Below are 18,211 nucleotides of genomic sequence, written 5' to 3'. Positions count from 1 at the left end.
TGTCGGACGAGCCGGTCGACGTCATCGGGCACGACATCGGGGCCGGTGTCGCGGGGCGGCTCGCCGCGATCCGGCCGGATCTGGTGCGCAAGGTCATCACGGCGTCCGTGCCGCCGCCCGCCGCGTTGCGCACGATCTTCGACGATCCCGCGCAGCAGCAACGGTTCTTCTACCTGTTCCTGTTCCAGGTGCCGGGTGTGGGTGAGGCGCTGCTCAACGACACCCTGATCGACTACCTGTGGCGCACGTGGTCGCCGGGGCTCGAGGTGCCGGAGTACGTCAGGGCGATGTACGCGGATCCGGCGATCCGGGCCAACGCGCTGAAGCTGTACCGGGCGAACTTCGACCGGTCGTTGCACGATCCCGCGCTCGCGGGGCTCGGCAAGGTGTCCGAGCAGCCGGCGGAGGTTCCGATGCTGGTGCTCGCGGGCGCCGACGACGGGTGCATCACGCCCGACAAGTACGCCGACGCCGCCGCGGCTCTCGCCGCTGGTTCGCGGGTCGAGGTCGTGGCGGGCGCCGGGCACTTCCTGCAGCTAGACCGCCCCGACGAGGTCGCGGCGCTGGCGCTTGACTGGCTGCGCTGACCTGCGGGTCCTGCCCCACGGCTTGAACACCGAGAGGAAGTAGGCGAACAGCAGCAGCGCCGGGGCGACGATGACCGGGCCCATCAGGTTGCCCGGGAGCACCGCGGTGGGGTCGCCCGCCATCATCCGCTCGCCGATCCGCGCCGCCTCGGCCATGCCCGGCCGCAGCGCGAACGCGATCAGCAGCGACATGCCGACGTTCACCACCAGCTTGATCGCGACCCACCAGTACTTCACGAGCCCGTACTTGCTGGTGACGCCGAGCACGACGCCGGAGATCATGCAGGCGATGCTGGCGCCGAACATGGGCCAGATCGCGAAGATGTCCACCGCCTGTATCGCCACACCAGCGGTGCCGGCGTCCGAAGTGGACAGCGCGACCACGACCAGGATGCCCAGCCCGAGGTCGATGCCGAGCCACGCCGCCGCCGTGAGGATGTGCACGAGCAGAACCGCCTTGCGGGCACGGCCGCCGAGCTTGCGGGTGGTAGTCATCGCGGTGCGCTCCTTCTCTCGTGGTGTCGCGTCTTACTCTCGCGACCACGAGCGCGCGCATCATCCGCTCACGTTCTGATCTCGCGTACGTCAGATTGCGTAGGTCTCAGCGCGTGACTCAACCTCCGCGCGTGACGATCCCCTGCTCGTACGCGAACACCACGGCGTGCGTGCGGTCGCGCAACCCGAGCTTCGTCAGCACACGCGAGACGTGTGTCTTCACCGTGGTCTCCCCCAGGAACAGCGTGGCGGCGATCTCCGCGTTGGACGCGCCTTTCGCCAGTTCCACCAGCACTTCGAACTCGCGGTCGGTGAGCTCGGGCGGCCTCGTCCGTTCCTGCTTGGTGGTGAACCGCGCGATCACACGCCGTGTCACCTCGGGCGAGAGCAGGGCGTCGCCGCGCGCCACCACCCGCACGGACTCGACGAGGTCCTCGGGTGAGGCGTTCTTCAGCAGGAACCCGCTCGCGCCCGCCTGCAACGCCTCGAACAGGTAGTCCTCGCGGTCGAACGTCGTGAGGATGACGACGCGGGTGCCGTCTCCCGCGGACAGGATCCGGCGGGTGGCTTCGAGACCGTCCATGCGCGGCATCTGCACGTCCATCAGCACGACGTCCGGTCGCAACGACGCGACCAGCTCGACGGCTTCGGTGCCGTCGCCCGCCTCGCCGACGACCTCGATGCCCGGCTCGGTGCCGAGGATGACCCGGAAGCCGGCGCGGACCAGGTCCTGGTCGTCGGCCAGCACGACTCGCAAACTCACGCCTTCTCCTCCGTGGGCAGCGACGCACGGACGAGATAGCCCGCGTCACGCCGTGGTCCTGCCTCCAGCGAACCGCCGTGCACGGCCAGCCGTTCACGCATCCCGACGAGCCCGAACCCCGAACCAGTGGCCGCCGCGTGTCCACGCCCGTCGTCGGCGACTTCCACTTCCAGAGCGCTTTCCAGGAAACGCATCCGCACGTCGACATGGCTCGCATCGGCGTGTTTGACGACGTTCGTGAGTGCTTCCTGCACGACCCGATACGCCGACAACGCAACAGCAGACGGCACGTCCCGTGGGGAGCCGTAGACGCCGTGCGAGACCTCAAGCCCGGCGGCGCGTGCGTTGTCGAGCAGCTCCGGCAGGTCGTCGAGGCCGGGAGCCGGCTTCGAGTCGGTCTCGGCATCGGCCCGCAGCACGCCGAGCAGGCCGCGCAACTCGTTGATCGCGGTGCGGGCGGTCTGCTCCACGGTCTGCAACGCGTCGCGAGCCATCCCGGCGTCGGAGTCGAGAACCCTGCGTGCGGCACCGGCCTGGATGCCCATCACCGACACGTGGTGCGCCACGACGTCATGCAGATCGCGCGCGATGCGCATGCGTTCGGCCGCGATGGCGCCGCGGGTGTTCTGCTCCTGCGAGCGCCGCAGTTCCTCAGCCTTGAACTCGAGCTGCGCCTGCCGCCGAGCCGCCGTCCACGCCATCTCGCCCACCACGTAGGCGAAGGCGAAGAAGAAGATGTTGAACTCCAGTCCATACAGGACAGACGCGAGCATCGGGTCCAGCGGACCGTTGGCGCCCTTGAACTTCACCTCGGGACCGATCAACGCCCGCACGAGCGCGAACCCGAGCCAGAAGAACATCCCGGCGATGACGCCGATGCGCGACCACCGCGCGGCGAAGCGGTTCTGCTCCCACGCGCCCACCGTGTAGATCGCGAGGAACAGGATCGCCGACGGCACCAGGTTGTCGCCGACCCGCTGCCACTGCGCGACGATGAACAGCACGGACACCACGAGCATCACGGCCATCGGGAACCGGCGGCGCACGACCAGCGGCACCGACAGGGCGAGCACCCAGGCGAGCTGCTCGCGCAGGTCGGGAGCGGGGTCGTAGAGGACGGCGCCCATGCTGTTGACCAGCACGGTGCTCTCGACCGCGCACAGCAGCACGAGCACCGCGATGCCGATGTCGCGCTTGCGCTGCGCGGGCGTCGGGCCGGGTCGGCGCCACTCGTTCCAGACGGGCTCTCGCACCTGATCACGGTACCTGTCCGGCTGTGGACAACTCTCGATCAAGACAAACCCGTGATCCACAAAAACACGAAAGTCAGAGCTGGTTGATGCGCACGAGGTTGCCGGCCGGGTCGCGGAACGAGCAGTCCCGCACTCCCCAGGGCTGGTCCTCGGGCTCCTGCAGCACCTCACCCACCCCGGTGGACTCGACCCAGGCCCGCGCGCGGTCGAACGTGCCCTGCAGATCCTTCGAAGCCAGCGACAGAGCCGTGTACACCCCCTTGGCCATGAGGACGGCGATCGTGCGGCGTTCCTCGTCGCTCACGCCGGGGTCGGCGGCCGGGGGGTGCAGGACGATGCCCGTTTCGGGCTGGTCCGGTGGGCCCACGGTGATCCAGCGCATGGTGCCCTGGCCGACGTCCTGGCGGACCTCGAAGCCCAGGGCGTCACGGAAGAAGCCGAGGGACTTCTCGGGGTCGTCTGCGGGGAGGAAGGCCGCGGCGATGATGACTGACATGTCGGTGAACCTAATCCGAGGGGGTGGTGGTCGCTTCTCGATTCCTGATCGGACGCATCACGGCCTTGGCGAGGCAGTTCGGGATGCCTTGCCCGTCCTCGGCGGCGACCTTCCTGTACCGGCTGGGTGACATGCCGACCAGTTCGGAGAAGCGGGTGCTGAAGGTGCCGAGCGAGGTGCAGCCGACTTCGAAGCAGACGTCGGTGACGGACATGTCGCCTCGGCGGAGCAGGGTCATGGCTCGTTCGATGCGGCGGGTCATCAGGTAGCTGTAGGGCGACTCGCCGAAGGCCGCGCGGAAGGCGCGTGACAGGTGACCCGCGGACAGGTGGACGCCCCTGGCCAGGGCCGCTACGTCGAGCGGCTCCCGATACTCGCGGTCGATCCTGTCTCTGACCTTGCGGAGCAGGACGAGCTCCTGCAGGCGCGGGTCCTGGGCGGTCACACCGGACAGCCTAAGCCCAGCGCCTGACAGGTCGCTGACAAGCGATCCGGAGCCGGCAGGCGTCCGCGGGCACCCCGTTCCGAGTCACTGACATCCGTTGTCAGTGACTCGGTTTAGCGTCCGGTCCATGAGCGAGAACGACTTCGACTTCCTGCACGGCCGGTGGCGCGTGGCGAACCGCAAGATCGACGACATCCCCGGACGCGGCACCGGCTGGGTCGAGTTCGGCGCCGACGCCGAGGCCAGGCCGGTGCTGGGCGGAGGGGCGAACATCGACACCATCCGCACCGCGGACTGGGAGGGCCTGACGCTGCGGCAGTACGACCCCGCCGACGACGTCTGGCGGATCTGGTGGGCGTCGAGCCGCGCCCCCGGCAAGCTCGACCCGCCGCTCGAGGGCCGGTTCACCGGCGGGCACGGCGTGTTCTTCGGTGACGACGTGGTCGGCGGGCACGAGGTGAGGCTCCGGTTCGACTGGACGGCCGGCGAGGCACCCGTCTGGCAGCAGGCGTTCTCCTACGACGGCGGCGAGACCTGGGAGATCAACTGGATCATGCGTTTCACCCGCGCTCAGACCGCGATGGACGGAGTCCGCGAGGTCTCCTGAACCTCGCCCCCCGCGCCGGCTCGCCCCGCTACGCTCCTCGCCGTGCCGACCATCTACCGGGCCTCGGGTGACGCTCCCGTACCGCCTGTCACGGAACTGAGCCTCGGCAGGGCGCGGCTGGTCGTCGACGAGATCGTGCTGGAGCGCAGGCACCACGCCGACCACACCCCGTTGACAGCGATCGACCACCTCGAGGTCTCCGGCAGGAGCGTGCGGGTCGTCCTCATCAGCGGCGCGACCACGGTGCTACCGGCACCGAACCCGGCCGCCGCGCACGCGTTCGCCGCCGCCGTGGCTGCCGCGCTGGCACCGGTCGAGGACCGCGAGCCGGTCAGCGAGGCCGGTTCCACCGAGCGCCGCCCGAAGGCCCGGGCCCGGTGGAACCGGACGCTCGTGATCACCGTGTCCCTCGTGGTCTACCTGGTGTTCGCCGGGGCGGTCCTCGTCCTCGCCGGCTCCGTCTCGCCGGACGGGGTCGGGCCGCTGGCGTTGTCCCTCGTCGTCTGGCCGATCTTCACCCCGGTCGCGGTCGTGCTCTGGCTCCGGCACTGGAAACCCCTGCTGGCCAGACGACGCCGTGGCATCACCGTGATCGGTGAACGGACCGGCGGCCACTTCCGGGACAACATGACCATCGACTCGTACAGCTTCACGACAGCCGACGGCCAGTCCCACACCGGCAGCGAACCCGGCGTCAAGTCCAGGGACGGCAAAGTCGAGATCGTCTACGACCCGGAGAACCCGGAGAAGCACCAGGTCGAGCTGACCGCCTGGGGAACCGCCATCCCGTACGTCGCGTCGATCGGGTTCGGGCTGGGGGCGCTCACGTTGCCGGCGGCGCTCATCTACGTCTTCGGCCGGTAGCTCGCCGGGCGAGCGGTGCCGGCACGACCAGGGGCTCTCGCCCGCCCAAGCCCGGAAACAGGCACTCGGGTCGTCAGTGGTGGTGCTGGTGCACGACGGCGTGGCCCTTGCCGCGCGCGATCATCCAGCGGTTCACCGGCACCGTCACGACGAACGCGACGGCCAGCGAGAACGCCAGCGCCGCCCAGAACAGCCAGTTCGCGAGTCCCGCCTCCATCGCGCCCGGCACGAGCAGCATCACGGCGTTGTCGACGACCTCCATCACCGCGATGGAGACGGTGTCCGCGGCCAGCGCGACGCCGAGGGCCGCCTTGAACGCGAGGCCCGAGCGCAGCACCGGGCGGATCGTCAGCGAGTAGCCGAACACGAACGCGAGCACCACGGCCAGCACGACGGTGGCGAGGTTGCCCCAGCCCAGCGCCGTGCCGATGACCATGCCGAGCACCTCGCCGATCGCGCAGCCGGTGAGGCAGTGCAGCGTCGCGGAGATCGCCTGCCTGGTCAGGCTCACGGGAGCGTGGTCCATCTCGTCCTCCTCAGGGGTCGACCCGAAGATACCCCCAGGGGGTATGGACGGCAAGTCCGGTGCCATGATGGCGATCATGACGCTCACCTTCGCGGTCATCCCCACCCACGACCGCCCGGCCGAGCTGCGGCAGACCCTCACCTCGCTCGGTCTCCCGCCCGAGCGGGTCCTGGTGGTCGACAACGCGAGCACCCCGCCCGTCGCGGACGTCCCGGCCCACGTGGTCCGCGACGAGGAGCAGCCGCCGAACATCTACCGGCTGTGGAACATCGGCCTCGACTGGGCGCACGAGCAGGCCGCGGGCGAGAAGTACGCGGTGGCCGTCCTGAACGACGACCTGGTGCTGCCGCAGGGCTTTCTGGACAGGATGGTCGGCGCGCTCGACCGCTTCCTGGCCACCATCGCCTACCCGGACAGGTCCGGCGACAACGAGGACTGGCACAACACCGAGCAGGGGCCGGTGCTCAAGCCGCACCGGATGACGGGCTACGCGTTCGTCCTCGACGGGCAGGCCGGGCTGCGCGCCGACGAACGGTTCCGCTGGTGGTACGGCGACGACGACCTGGAGTGGCGGGCGCAGGCGCTGGGCGGCACGGTCAGGGTCGGCGGGGTCACCGTGGAACACCTGTACAGCAACGCTTCCACGTACGGCAACCCGGCGCTGAACGCCCAGACCGAAGTGGACGCCCAGACGTTCATCGCGAAGTGGGGCAGGCCCTCGTGGATCTTCCCCGCCGAATCCGCTGAGGCGGGACCTAGTTGATCTGGGTGAGGCCCAGTCCGCCCGCCATCAGCAGCAGGCACGCCATGCCGTGCACGACGGGGTTGCGGACGAGCAGCGCGACGAACTCCCGCAGGAACGCGCTCGGCACGAAGTACCAGGCCGTGGGCGCGCCGATGACCTGCAACCGCAGGCCCTGGTTGCGCGAGAGCACGGCGGTGCGGAACACGTGGTAGTTGTTCGTGACGGCGACGACCCGGCCGGTGTGGCCGCGTTCGGCCAGCAAGGCCTTGCTGTAGCGGAGGTTCTCCTCCGTCGTGGTGGCCTGGTCCTCCAGCACGATCTCGTCCGCGGGGATGCCGCGCTCGACGAGGTACTCGCGCATCGCGAAGGCCTCGGACACCTCCTCGTCCGCGCCCTGCCCGCCCGTCACGACGATCACCGGCGTCCGGCCGGCCTCGCGGTCGCGGTGGTAGAGCCGCATCGCGCGGTCGAGGCGGTTCGCCAGCAGCTGGGGCACGCGTGAGCCGACAAGACCCGCGCCGAGCACGACGATGCCGTCGAACCCGCTGCGGCGGCCGGTGCGGCCGTAGATCACCGAGTACAGCAGCAGGCTCACGAACAGGAACGCGATGTAGGCCGAGACGAGGAACAGGCCGATCGCGCTACCGCGGATCCAGTCGTTCGGCTGACCGATGCCCCAGCCGAAGTAGACCATCTCCCCCAGCAGGGCGAGACCGGCGAGCAACGACAGCAGGTTGCCCAGCGAGCGGCCTTCGCGGCGCAGCATCACCACGCCGTTGGCCAGCAGGGCGAGCGGGAGCAGCAGCAGGCCCACGACGGCCAGCAGGAACCCGAACGCCAGCGGCAGGGTCAGCACCGGGTTGTCCTGCCCGGCGTCGGCGAGCAGCAGCACCAGCATCACCAGGGCGAGGCCGAGCCAGATCGCGTTGCTCAGCCGGCGCCGGTCGCGCACCATTCCGAGGACGAAGGCGGCGGCGGGGATCAGGAAGAGCAACGCGGCGAGCACCGCGCAAGAGTAATACCGGAGATCACTCCGTGTTCTCGGGCTCCGGCTGAACGGGCTTCGGGCGCGGCCTCAACCGCACCGCGCCCGTCGTCAGGTCGAGCGGACCTGTCTCCTCGTAGTCCTCACCGGTGCCGGCGTCCGCCGCCTCGCGACGGACCTTCGGCCCCGGGAACAACTCACCCAACTGTCCCATGCCCGCGAGGTTACCCTCAGAACAGGGCGATGAGCAGCACGATCAGAACGATCGCGATGGCGACGATGATCCACTTGAACCCCGCGGGCTTGCGGTAGTGACTGCGGACCGTGGTGGTGCGGAAGAAGCTGTACGGCGCGCTGCGGCGGTGCCTGCGGACCCAGGGCATCTCGTCCTCCTGACGGGTGGGGCTTGTCAGGTCCGGGGTACCCAGGTTTGTAACCTGCTCTGTACTCCAGCCAGCCCAATCTTCGTCAGATCCCGATCGCCGACGTCGTTGCCGTGCAGGACCTCGTGCCACGGCCCGAGCTGGTGCCAGATCACCGCTCGTTCCCGCAGCGCGTCCGTGACGCCGTAGGTCTCGGCGAGGGCGTCCGCGAACTCCGGTGGCGCGGAGTTCAACGCCCAGGCGAGGTCGATCGCCGCGTCTCCGATGTGGACGTCGCCGAAGTCGATCACGCCGGTCAGCACGCCGTCCCGCCCCAGAACGTGCTCGGGCCCGAGGTCGCCGTGGACGAGCGTGTCCGCGGGCAGGCCGCCGAGCCGAGCGAGCAGCTCCTCTCCGCCCGGGACGCGCACCTCGGCCCGGAAGCGCTCGACCGGCAACGTCCTCGGCCCGACCCCCAGCCGGACCGCCTCCTCGACGGGTGCCGCGTGCAGGGCGAGCAGGAACTCCCCCAGCTGCCTGCCCATCGCCGCGGTCAGCTCCGGCGGCTGCTCGCCGGGCACGAGCCGGTGGCGGACCACGACCGGAGACGACGACAGCACCTCCGGCACCGGGACGGGCAACGGCAGCCGGGGCGCGAGCCACGGCATGATGACGGTCTCCCGCACGAGCTGCGGCCCGATCTCCGGACGGCGCGGCCGCCGCCGCACCCACCCGCCGGCCAGGACGGCCGTGCTGTCCCAGCCCTCACCCAGGTACGTCACGCGCCCAGTGTCACCCGAGTGCAGAATTCGCGAATGGCCGCCTCCGTCTCCTCCAAGCTGCTGTCGCTGCTCGGCACGTTCGACGCCCGCCACCGGCGTCAGACGCTCAGCGGCATCGCGCGGCGCGGCGGCCTGCCGATCAGCACGGCGCACCGGTTGCTGGCGGAGCTGGAGGCGTGGGGCGCGGTGCGGCGGCTGGAGTCCGGCGAGTACGTGATCGGCAGGCGGATCTGGCGGCTGGGGCTGCTGGCGGCGGGCGAGGTGGACCTCAGCCGGGTCGCGGAGCCGTTCCTGCACGACATCCACGCGGCCACGCGGGCGGTGGTGCACCTGGCCGTGCGGGAGGGCGCCGAGGTCCTGTACCTCGACCGGGTGTCGGGGCACGCGTCGGTGCCGATCGTGAGCACCACCGGCAGCCGGTTGCCGTTGCACGCGACCGGGGTCGGGAAGGTGTTGCTCGCGCACGCGCCCGCGGAGGTGCAGGACGAGGTGCTCACGCACGGTCTGACGCGGCTCACGGCGTACACGGTGACCGAACCGGGCCGGATGCGGGCGCAGCTGCACCGGATCCGGCGCGACGGCTACGCGCAGACGTTCGAGGAGATGACGCTCGGCGCGTGCAGCGTCGCGGTACCGGTCGAAGTGGACGGTCACGTCATCGCGGCGCTGGGCATCGTGGTGCCGGACCTGCGCAACGTGCGGGCGCGGCTGGTCGCGGCGTTGCAGGTGGCGGCACGCGGCATCGGCCGGACGCTGGAGCCCGGTTTCCACCCACCGGAAGGACCGCTTGGGTGACCCGCCCCTTTACCGGTTGAATCTTCAACCGTGGCAAGCGAAACGCGTCAGCTCCTCATCGGCGGCAAGAGCGTCCCCGCGCTCGACGGCCGCACCACCGACGACCTCAACCCCTACACGGGCGAGGTCCACGCCGTCGTCGCCGCCGGCGGGACAGCGGACGTCACGCGTGCCGTCGACGCTGCTCAGGAGGCCTTCCCCGGGTGGGCGGCCACCACGCCGTCCGCCCGGCGCGCGATCCTGCTGAAGGCGGCCGACGTGCTGGAGGCGAGGACACCGGAGGTCGTCGCGCTCATGGCCGCGGAGGTCGGGGGCGTCGGCGGCTGGGCAGGGTTCAACGTGGCGCTGGCGGCGAACGTCCTGCGCGAGGCGGCCGCCGCGGTCACCCAGCCCGTCGGCGAGGTGCTCACCACCGAGACGCCCGGTCAGCTGTCGCTCGCCATCAGGGAACCGCTCGGCGTCGTCGCGGCGTTCGCGCCGTGGAACGCCCCGGTCATCCTGAGCACGCGGGCCGTCGCGGCGCCGCTCGCCGCCGGCAACACCGTGGTACTCAAGCCCAGTGAGGACGCGCCGATCGCGGCCGGGCTGCTGATCGCCGAGGTGCTGCACGAGGCAGGGCTGCCGGCGGGTGTGCTCAACGTCGTCACGAACGCGCCCGAGGACGCCGCCGAGGTCGCCAAGGCGCTGATCACGGACCCCCGCGTGCGCGCGGTGAACTTCACCGGTTCCACCGAGGTCGGCCGGATCGTCGGAACCCTGGCGGCGCAGCACCTCAAGCCCGCCGTGCTCGAGCTCGGCGGCAAGAACTCGCTGCTGGTCCTCGACGACGCCGACCTCGACCACGCGGTCGACGCGGCGACGTTCGGCGCCTTCCACAACGCGGGCCAGATCTGCATGTCGACCGACCGCGTGCTGGTGCACCGGTCCGTGGCCGAGGAGTTCACCGCGAAGCTCGCCGCGAAGGTCGGCTCGCTGCCGCACGGCGACCCGGCCGACCCCGGCACCGTGATCGGCCCGGTGATCAACCAGCGCTCCGCCGACCGCGTCGGGAACCTCGTCGCGGAGGCGGTCGAGAACGGCGCCCGCGTCCGCACGGGCGACGACGGCCGCGCGACCGTGCTGGACAACGTGACGCCGGAGATGCGGATCTTCCAGGAGGAGATCTTCGGACCGGCCGTCATCGTCGTGCCCGTCGCGGACGACGACGAGGCCGTGGCCGTCGCGAACGACACCGAGCACGGCCTCACCGCGGGCATCATGACCGAGGACTCGCGGCGCGGGCTCGCTCTGGCGCAACGGATCCAGACCGGCATCGTGCACGTCGGCAACCAGACGGTCGACGACGAGCCGCAGGTGCCGTTCGGCGGGGTGAAGGCCAGCGGGTACGGCCGGTTCGGTGGCCGGTGGGGCATCGAGGCGTTCTCCGCGACGCGCTGGGTCACGATCGCGGGCGGGCACGGTCACTTCCCGTTCTAGGGAAGCAAACCCGCCTCGTGCGCGACGATCGCCGCCTGCACCCGGTTCTCCGCTCCGAGCCGGGTCAGGATGGCGCTCACGTGCCCCTTCACCGTGCCCTCGACCAGTTCCAGGCGCCGGGCGATCTGCGCGTTCGACAGGCCCTGTCCCAGCAACGCCAGCACGTCCCGTTCCCGCGCGGTCAACGCCTCCACGCGGGACCGCGCGCCGCTCACCCGTCCCCCGCGGAACCGGCTGATCACCCGTGCCGCGACCTTGGGCGCGAGGTAGGCGCCGCCGGACGCCACGGCGTGCACGCCCGCGATGAGCTCGCGCGGGTCGCCCGACTTCAGCAGGAAACCGCGCGCGCCGCCGTCCAGCGCCTGTTCCAGGTAGCCGTCGTCGTGGAAGGTCGTCAGCATCGCGACGCCGAACCCGAGCCGTGCCAGCTCGCGGGCGGCCCCCAGCCCGTCGAGGCGGGGCATCCGGATGTCGAGCACGGCGACGTCGGGGCGGTGCCGGAGCGCCAGGTCGACCGCCTCACGGCCGTCGGAGGCCTCCGCGACGACCTCGATCCCGGGGTCCGAGCCGAGGATGGCGCGCACGCCGGCCCGCACCATCGCCTCGTCGTCGGCGAGCAGAACGCGGATCACGGCACCCCCGGAAGCGTGGCGACCAGCTCGAACCTGCCGCCACCACGGCTGACGCGCAGCGTACCTCCCGCGAGCCGCACCCGTTCCCGCAGCGCGACCAGTCCCAGCCGGCTGCCGGGTCCCCTGCGCATCCCGGCGTCGTTGGCCGCCTCGACCACCGTCGCGCCGTCCGACGACGTGACCTTCAACGACAGCACCGACTTCGGCGCGTGCTTGGCGGCGTTCGTCAACGCTTCCTGCACGACCCGGCGCACAGTCGGTTCCACTGTGGACGGTACGACGCCGTCCGTGGAGAACTCGACCCGCAACCCGGCCGCCACGGCACGATCCACGAGATCCCGCAGATCAGAGGTGGGAGGATCGCCGTCGCGCAACAAGAACACGAGGTCCGCCAAGCGGTCCGTGGCACCGGCGGCCGTCATGCGGAGCCGAGCGGCGGCGTCCCGGTGCTCGGCGGGCAGGGTCAGCTCCAACGCACCCGCCTGCAACGCGAGCAGGCTCAGCTCATGTCCCAGCGTGTCGTGGACCTCGTGCGCTATCCGGGTGCGTTCCCGCAGGTGAGCCGCCTCGGCACCGGCGGCGGCCAGCGCGGCCTGCTGGTGCGCGGCCCGTCCCAGGAACCACGGCAGCGCGACCGCGAGACCCACCACCGCGAGCCCCAGCAGCCCGCCGAGGACGCCTCCCGCGAGGACCAGCGCGGGCCGCGGGGACGCGGTGCGGCGTCCCAGCAGGAACGAGACGGCGAACAACGGGACCCACACCGCCGCCGTCCACGGTGGAAGACCGGGATCCATGAAGTACGAGACGACGACCGCCGCCGCGACGCACCCCGCGAGCGCCGCCGTCCTCACCGCTTCCACCGCACCACCGCCACGCTGACGTTCATCACACTCGACACTGCCAACCACACCACAAGTGGCAGCGAATAGTGCGCCAACTGGAAGAACGTGATGTCGCGCCCGCCGTAGAGCAGTCCCAGCACCGTGGGCGACGCCAGCATCAGGCCGAGCGGCACGAACCTCAGCACCTGCCACCCCTTGGGAAACCGCCGCGGCCGTCGCAGCGCGCGAACGCACAGCCCGAGCGACAGCAACGTCAGCCCGGCCAGGACGAGGTCGATCAGCAACCGGTAGGACGACGGTTCCGGCGGGGTCCTGCCGTCGAGGACGTCCGCGATGCCGTTCTCCAACGCGTAGGTGCCCTCGTTGCCCAACGTGACACCGCTGCTGGACATGACCGCGATGCCGTAACCGGACTTCGTCAGCAGCTGACCGGCCGTGCCGGTGAACCAGATCCCGTTGTGCCGCAACCGTCCCTGCGAGTCCTCCTGCCAGCCCATCCCGTCCTGTGGCATCAGGTTCGGCTGCGCGGCCAGCCACTTCGCCATGTCCGCGGCGGTCGTGATCACCCCGTCCGACCCCGCGACGAACCGGTCCGGCTCGTCGAGCGGGACCGAGAACCCGTAGGCGTAACCGAACCCCCTGCTGTAGTCGGCCGGGAGGTCCCGTGGTGTCACGTCGATCGCGACGGTCTCGGTCATGCCGAGTGGTTCGAAGACGTGCTTTTCCAGGTAGGAGCTGAACTTCTCGCCGGACGCCAGCTCGACCAGCCGTGCGGCCAGGTGGTAGTTGGTGTTGGTGTAGCGGAACCGTCCGTCGGGTTCGGCCGCCAGCAGCGCGTCACGGGCCCGGTCGACCGCCTCCGCCGGGGAGTTCGGCTGCGCCAGGCTCTTCTCGGGCAGCGAGCGGTCGCTGATGCCGGACGTGTGGCCGAGCAGCTGACGTGGCGTGACGCGGGAGTCGAAGACCGGGCGGTCCAGGTCGATCCTGCCGCCGTCGGCGAGCTGCCGGACCGCGAGAGCGGTGAACGACTTGCTGACCGACGCGATCGCCATCTTCGTGTGCCCGGTGACCGGGGCGCCGCCCGAGTCGTGCCCGTACCCCTGGACGGCGACCACCTGGTCGTCCTTCGTGATGGCGACCGCCACTCCGGGGTAGGAGGCCGCGTCCACGTAGGACGAGACGAACAGCGCCAATGCGCTGAGAGCCATGAACATGGACAAGACGCTAGGGAGCGCACGCCGCGGAAACCCGGCCCGGAAGACAGGGCGGACCCCTGACTTTCGTCAGGGGTCCGCCCGTCGAGCAGTGCGGTCAGTGGCCCGCGGACATCTCCGCCGCCAGCCGGTCGTCGCCGCTCATCTCCTTGAGCGGCTTCTCCTTGATGAACAGCACCGCCAGCAGCGCCAGCAGCGCGAACGGCGCGCCGATCAGGAAGATCTCCGCGGTCGCGGTGGCGTAGATGTCGGCGATCACCGCCCTGACCTCCGGCGGCAGCACCGAGATGTCCGGCACCTGCTCGCCACCGGTGGTGCCGCCCATCGGGCCGAACTTCTCGGCCGCGAGCGACGAGACCTTGGTGGCCAGCACCGCGCCCAGCGCCGAGACGCCGATCGCGCCGCCCAGCGAACGGAAGAACGTCAGCGTCGACGTGGTGGCTCCGAGGTCCTTGGCCGGCACGTCGTTCTGCGCCGCCAGCACCAGGTTCTGCATCAGCAGACCGACGCCGACGCCGAGCACGAACATGTAGACGGACACCATGAACACCGTGGTCTGGGCGGTGATCGTGGACAGCAGCAGCATGCCGCCGACCATGACGATCCCGCCGGAGACCAGGAACGCCTTCCACCTGCCGAACTTCGTGATCATCTGACCGGCCACGGTCGACGAGATCAGCAGGCCGAAGATCAGCGGCAGGCCGAGCAGGCCGGCCTGCGTCGGCGTCTTGCCGAGCGCGAGCTGGAAGTACTGCGAGAGGAACACCGTGCCGCCGAACATCGCGACACCGACCAGGGAGCTCGCGATGATCGCCAGCGAGACGGTGCGGTTGCGGAAGATCGACAGCGGCACGATCGGGTCGTGCGCGGTGGCCTCGACGCGGACCGCCGCGACCAGCAGCAGGACACCCAGTGCCACCAGGCCCGCGGTCCAGCCCGACCACCAGTCGAACTTCTGGCCGGCGAGCGACGACCAGATCAGCAGCGTCGAGACACCGGACACGATGAGGAACGCGCCCAGGTAGTCGATCTTCGTGTCCTCCTTGCGCACGACCGGCAGGTGCAGGGTGCGCTGGAGCAGCCAGATGGCGGCGATGGTGAACGGGATGCCGATGAAGAAGCACCAGCGCCAGCCGAGCCACGAGGTGTCGACGAGCAGACCGCCGATGAGCGGGCCCGCGACGGTGCCGACGCCGAAGACGGCGCCGAACATGCCGGAGTACTTGCCCAGCTCGCGCGGCGGGATCATCGCGGCCATCACGATCGTGGCGAGAGCGGTGACGCCGCCGGCGCCGAGGCCCTGCACGACGCGGCTGACGATGAGCATCTCGACGTTCTGCGAGAAGCCGGCGATCAGCGAGCCCACCACGAAGAGGCTCAGCGACGCCTGGATCAGCAGCTTGCGGCTGTAGAGGTCGGCGAGCTTGCCCCACAGCGGCACGGTCGCGGTCATCGCGAGCAGCTCGGCCGTGACGATCCACGCGAAGATCGACTGCGAGCCCTTGAGCTCGGCGACGATGCGCGGCAGCGCGTTCGACACGATGGTGCTGGCCAGGATCGACACGAACATGCCGAGCATGAGGCCCCACATGGCCTGCACGACGTCGCGTCTGCTGTGTGTTGGTGTCACTTCTGCTTCGGTGCTCATGAGGTTCCCCCTTCGTCGTGGTGCGGCACGTGAGCCAGCCCGGTGCCGAACAGGTCGAGCGCGTCGCCCACCAGGTCGCCGAGCGCGAGGTTGTCGTCGAGCGCCCACCGCGTGACGGCGCAGCGGAACGCGGCGCTGCCGGCGGCGACCAGCAGCCGCGGGTACAGGTGGGACTCGGGCAGCCCCGCCCGCCGTGCCACCGCGTTCGCGAGCAGCTGCTCCGACTCCGCGCTGCTGGCGAACGCCCTGACCAGCAGGTCGGGCCGCTGGGTCAGGACCTCCTTGCGCAGCAGCCACAGGTCGCGGGCGCTGTCGAGCTCGTCGGTGATCTCGGCGAGCACCGCCTGCCTGTAGGCCTCGAACGGCGTGACCTCGTCCGGCGCGGCCAGGACGCGGCCGGCCATGCGCGGGCCCGCCTCGGGGTCCGCGCCGATCAGCGCCTCGTCCTTGCTCGCGAAGTAGTTGAAGAAGGTGCGCACCGAGACGTCGGCCTCGGCGGCGATCTCCTCCACGGTGACGTGGTCGTAGCCCCTCTCGGCGGAGAGACGCATGGTCGCCCGCTCCAGCGCCGCGCGCGTGCGGCGCTTCTTGCGGTCGCGCAGGCTCTCCCCCGGCTGGTTCACGCGGACAGCCTACGAAACTTTTTGCAGTCACTGCAACTTTGCACAGTGTGAAGTACGTCGCCTACGACCAGGGTGTTTCGGGTCGGTCCTGGAGCTCGCCGTCGAGGAAGAGGTCGACCTTCTCACTGAGGAAGCAGGCCATCCCAGCGATTTTCTGACTCTCGGGCAGCGGCGAGCGGTAGATCCACACGAGGTCGTCGTACCGCTTGCCGTTCACCTCGACCGACCAGTAGGTGGCGGTGCCCTTGTACGGGCACCGCGTCTCGGTGGCCGACGGCCTGAGCAGATCGAACCGGATGTCGCTCAACGGCAGGTAGTAGCGCGGTGGAAGGCTGGTCTCGAACAGGATGCGGGGCTGCGACGACGCCGCCAGCGTCACCCCGTCCACCGCCACCCGCACGTGCCGTGAGCTGCTCAGCACGTCGACCCGCTTGTACGGGTCGCGCGGGTGGACGTAGATCGGCTCGTCCTCCTCCAGCCACTCGTCCATCGCGGCGAACTCGAACCGCACGAGGTCCCGCAGCTCCTCGATCGGCGAGTCCGGGTACGTCAGCGCCGCCTTCTCCGCGGTTCCGCCTGCGGTGACGACGTCGTGGACCACGCCGTCGCCCCTGCTCGGCGAGTGCCGCGTCTCGCCCGACGGCTTCAGCTCCGCCCGCACGGAGGAAAGCGGGAGGTAGTAGGCAGGGTAGTGCGGGATCTCCCAGACCAGGCGCGGCGAGGTGGTGTCCGCGACCAGCTCGCCACCGGAGTACGCACGGACCCGCTTCGCCGAGTTCTCGACCCGGACGCGGCCACGCTGCTCGTTGCCCATGTCCCATGGCAACACAGGACGCGCGGGACTGCTTCCCGTCAGGCGTTGCCGTCGAACAGGCTCGTGACCGAGCCGTCCTCGAAGATCTCCTGGATCGCCCGCGCCAGCAACGGGGCGATGCTCAGCACGGTCAGGCCGGGGAACCGGCGCTCACGCGGGATCGGCAGGGTGTCGGTGAGGATCACCTCGCGGGCCTTGCAGGCGATGAGCCGGTCGTACGCGTCGGCCGACAGCACGCCGTGCGTGGCCACCAGGACGACGTCCTTCGCGCCCTGCTCCAGCAGCTGCTTCGCCGCCGACGTGCTCGTCATCGCCGTGTCGATCATGTCGTCGACCACGACGCACGTACGCCCCTCGACGTCGCCGACGACGCGATTCGCCAGAACCTCGTTGGGGCGCAACGGATCGCGAGTCTTGTGGATGAACGCGATCGGGCAGCCGCCCAGCAGGTCGGCCCACTTCTCCGCGAGCCGGGTGCGGCCGGCGTCCGGGGAGACGATCGCGAGGTCCTCTCCCTGGTAGCGCGTGCGGATGTGAGCGGTGAGCAGCCACATCGCGTGCAGGTGGTCGACGGGGCCGTCGAAGAAGCCCTGCGCCTGCGCGGTGTGCAGGTCGACGGTGACGATCCGGTCCGCGCCGGCCGTCCTGAACATGTCCGCCACCAGCCGCGCCGAGACGGGTTCACGTCCGGCGTACTTGCGGTCCTGGCGCGCGTAGGGATACGACGGCACGACGGCCGTGATGCGCTTGGCCGAGGCGCGTTTCAACGCGTCGACCATCAGCAGCTGTTCCATCAACCGGTCGTTGACGGGCGCGCTGTGGCTCTGCATGACGAACGCGTCCGCGCCGCGCACCGACTCCTCGAACCGCACGAAGATCTCGCCGCTCGCGAAGTCGTAGGCGGCCTGCGGCGTGATCGCGACACCGAGGTGCCGGGAGACCGCCTCCGCCAGCTCGGGATGCGCCCTGCCGGTCAGGAGGATGAGCTGGCGCTTGGCCACGCCCGGCTTGCCGCTGACCATCGCCACGCCTCCGGTTCGGTCGCCGTCGGGCCCGATCGTTCAGCATCGCCGCGAGGTCGTGCAAACACCACGTCCGTCCGATGGGATTCCACGTCGCTGAGCACGGTGGATTAACTCCATCGGGCACACTCACACGTAGTCCATAGCAGGTGCGGGCCCGCACGCTCGGTATAGATCAGGGGAACCCCGTTCACCTCTTGGGGTACGTCCGGCGTGATTCGCCGGCCAGGCCCCC

General features: G+C 70.3%; 23 protein-coding genes. 6 read left to right on the top strand and 17 right to left on the bottom strand.

Going from position 1 to position 18,211, the window contains the following annotated elements:
* Nucleotides 1-587 (top strand): alpha/beta hydrolase (locus VM306_RS30695; RefSeq protein ID WP_325521243.1); only part of this gene is annotated, 587 nt, incomplete at its 5' end.
* Here VM306_RS30695 and VM306_RS30690 read toward each other — a convergent pair.
* The 5 genes from VM306_RS30690 to VM306_RS30670 form a co-directional block, all read right to left on the bottom strand.
* Nucleotides 537-1,082, bottom strand: coding sequence for a hypothetical protein (locus VM306_RS30690; protein WP_325521242.1), 546 nt, complete (start codon nt 1,080-1,082; stop codon nt 537-539). The genes VM306_RS30695 and VM306_RS30690 overlap by 51 nt on opposite strands.
* Nucleotides 1,083-1,200: 118 nt before the next feature.
* Nucleotides 1,201-1,845 (bottom strand): response regulator transcription factor, encoded by a 645-nt coding sequence (locus VM306_RS30685; RefSeq protein WP_325521241.1) that lies wholly within the window; start codon nt 1,843-1,845, stop codon nt 1,201-1,203.
* Nucleotides 1,842-3,098, bottom strand: a complete 1,257-nt coding sequence (locus VM306_RS30680) for a sensor histidine kinase (protein WP_325521240.1) — start codon at nt 3,096-3,098, stop codon at nt 1,842-1,844. Before VM306_RS30680 ends, VM306_RS30685 begins: the two co-directional genes overlap by 4 nt.
* A gap of 73 nt (nt 3,099-3,171) precedes the next feature.
* Nucleotides 3,172-3,594 (bottom strand): VOC family protein, encoded by a 423-nt coding sequence (locus VM306_RS30675; protein WP_325521239.1) that lies wholly within the window; start codon nt 3,592-3,594, stop codon nt 3,172-3,174.
* Between the two features lie 10 nt (nt 3,595-3,604).
* Entirely contained in the window at nt 3,605-4,039 is a 435-nt protein-coding gene (locus VM306_RS30670; RefSeq protein WP_414672470.1) for a helix-turn-helix transcriptional regulator, read from the bottom strand.
* Nucleotides 4,040-4,166: 127 nt separating this feature from the next.
* Between VM306_RS30670 and VM306_RS30665 the strand changes: the two genes are divergently transcribed.
* Entirely contained in the window at nt 4,167-4,646 is a 480-nt protein-coding gene (locus tag VM306_RS30665; protein WP_325521238.1) for a hypothetical protein, read from the top strand.
* A gap of 42 nt (nt 4,647-4,688) precedes the next feature.
* Nucleotides 4,689-5,510 (top strand): hypothetical protein, encoded by an 822-nt coding sequence (locus tag VM306_RS30660; RefSeq protein WP_325521237.1) that lies wholly within the window; start codon nt 4,689-4,691, stop codon nt 5,508-5,510.
* A gap of 73 nt (nt 5,511-5,583) precedes the next feature.
* Here the strand turns inward: VM306_RS30660 and VM306_RS30655 are convergent, their stop codons facing one another.
* Nucleotides 5,584-6,036 (bottom strand): DUF4396 domain-containing protein, encoded by a 453-nt coding sequence (locus VM306_RS30655; RefSeq protein WP_325521236.1) that lies wholly within the window; start codon nt 6,034-6,036, stop codon nt 5,584-5,586.
* 76 nt (nt 6,037-6,112) lie between these two features.
* On the opposite strand from VM306_RS30655, the gene VM306_RS30650 reads away from it, so the two are divergent.
* A complete protein-coding gene (locus tag VM306_RS30650; protein WP_325521235.1) occupies nt 6,113-6,799 on the top strand; it encodes a glycosyltransferase family 2 protein in 687 nt (228 codons plus the stop codon).
* Here VM306_RS30650 and VM306_RS30645 read toward each other — a convergent pair.
* Genes VM306_RS30645 through VM306_RS30630 form a run of 4 tightly spaced genes read right to left on the bottom strand, consistent with a single transcriptional unit; the run spans nt 6,792 to nt 8,910 of the window.
* The gene (locus VM306_RS30645; RefSeq protein ID WP_325521234.1) at nt 6,792-7,787 is read right to left on the bottom strand and encodes a YdcF family protein; all 996 of its coding nucleotides are present in this window, start codon (nt 7,785-7,787) and stop codon (nt 6,792-6,794) included. The genes VM306_RS30650 and VM306_RS30645 overlap by 8 nt on opposite strands.
* A 22-nt stretch (nt 7,788-7,809) precedes the next feature.
* The gene (locus VM306_RS30640; protein ID WP_325521233.1) at nt 7,810-7,980 is read right to left on the bottom strand and encodes a hypothetical protein; all 171 of its coding nucleotides are present in this window, start codon (nt 7,978-7,980) and stop codon (nt 7,810-7,812) included.
* Nucleotides 7,981-7,996: 16 nt separating this feature from the next.
* Nucleotides 7,997-8,149 carry a hypothetical protein gene (locus VM306_RS30635; RefSeq protein WP_325521232.1) on the bottom strand — a complete coding sequence of 51 codons (153 nt, stop codon included), beginning with the start codon at nt 8,147-8,149 and terminating at the stop codon, nt 7,997-7,999.
* Nucleotides 8,150-8,175: 26 nt separating this feature from the next.
* Entirely contained in the window at nt 8,176-8,910 is a 735-nt protein-coding gene (locus VM306_RS30630; RefSeq protein WP_325521231.1) for a phosphotransferase, read from the bottom strand.
* Between the two features lie 33 nt (nt 8,911-8,943).
* Between VM306_RS30630 and VM306_RS30625 the strand changes: the two genes are divergently transcribed.
* Together VM306_RS30625 and VM306_RS30620 are read left to right on the top strand one after the other, a co-directional pair.
* Complete coding sequence (locus VM306_RS30625; RefSeq protein ID WP_325521230.1) at nt 8,944-9,705, top strand: IclR family transcriptional regulator; 762 nt, start codon at nt 8,944-8,946, stop codon at nt 9,703-9,705.
* Nucleotides 9,706-9,735: 30 nt separating this feature from the next.
* Nucleotides 9,736-11,181, top strand: a complete 1,446-nt coding sequence (locus VM306_RS30620; RefSeq protein WP_325521229.1) for an aldehyde dehydrogenase family protein — start codon at nt 9,736-9,738, stop codon at nt 11,179-11,181.
* Here VM306_RS30620 and VM306_RS30615 read toward each other — a convergent pair.
* The 7 genes from VM306_RS30615 to VM306_RS30585 all read right to left on the bottom strand — a co-directional run bounded on the left by VM306_RS30615 (nt 11,178) and on the right by VM306_RS30585 (nt 17,976).
* Nucleotides 11,178-11,813 (bottom strand): response regulator transcription factor, encoded by a 636-nt coding sequence (locus tag VM306_RS30615; RefSeq protein ID WP_325521228.1) that lies wholly within the window; start codon nt 11,811-11,813, stop codon nt 11,178-11,180. The genes VM306_RS30620 and VM306_RS30615 overlap by 4 nt on opposite strands.
* Complete coding sequence (locus VM306_RS30610; protein WP_325521227.1) at nt 11,810-12,673, bottom strand: sensor histidine kinase; 864 nt, start codon at nt 12,671-12,673, stop codon at nt 11,810-11,812. Before VM306_RS30610 ends, VM306_RS30615 begins: the two co-directional genes overlap by 4 nt.
* Nucleotides 12,661-13,869, bottom strand: a complete 1,209-nt coding sequence (locus VM306_RS30605; RefSeq protein WP_325521226.1) for a serine hydrolase domain-containing protein — start codon at nt 13,867-13,869, stop codon at nt 12,661-12,663. Before VM306_RS30605 ends, VM306_RS30610 begins: the two co-directional genes overlap by 13 nt.
* 97 nt (nt 13,870-13,966) lie before the next feature.
* Nucleotides 13,967-15,517 carry an MDR family MFS transporter gene (locus VM306_RS30600; RefSeq protein ID WP_325521225.1) on the bottom strand — a complete coding sequence of 517 codons (1,551 nt, stop codon included), beginning with the start codon at nt 15,515-15,517 and terminating at the stop codon, nt 13,967-13,969.
* Nucleotides 15,514-16,140: a TetR/AcrR family transcriptional regulator gene (locus VM306_RS30595; RefSeq protein WP_325521224.1), complete on the bottom strand. Its 627-nt coding sequence runs from the start codon at nt 16,138-16,140 to the stop codon at nt 15,514-15,516. Before VM306_RS30595 ends, VM306_RS30600 begins: the two co-directional genes overlap by 4 nt.
* A 61-nt stretch (nt 16,141-16,201) precedes the next feature.
* Entirely contained in the window at nt 16,202-16,954 is a 753-nt protein-coding gene (locus VM306_RS30590) for a DUF427 domain-containing protein (protein WP_325521223.1), read from the bottom strand.
* A gap of 38 nt (nt 16,955-16,992) precedes the next feature.
* On the bottom strand, nt 16,993-17,976 hold the full coding sequence (locus tag VM306_RS30585) for a ribose-phosphate diphosphokinase (protein ID WP_325521245.1): 984 nt from the start codon (nt 17,974-17,976) through the stop codon (nt 16,993-16,995).
* Between the last annotated feature and the right edge of the window lie 235 nt (nt 17,977-18,211).

Origin of the sequence: Lentzea sp., from assembly GCF_035525475.1 — a bacterium.
In the GTDB taxonomy this organism is placed as follows: Bacteria; Actinomycetota; Actinomycetes; order Mycobacteriales; family Pseudonocardiaceae; genus Lentzea.
The sequence above is the reverse complement of the archived record's forward strand: the minus strand, read 5'-3'. Positions and strand labels throughout refer to the sequence as shown.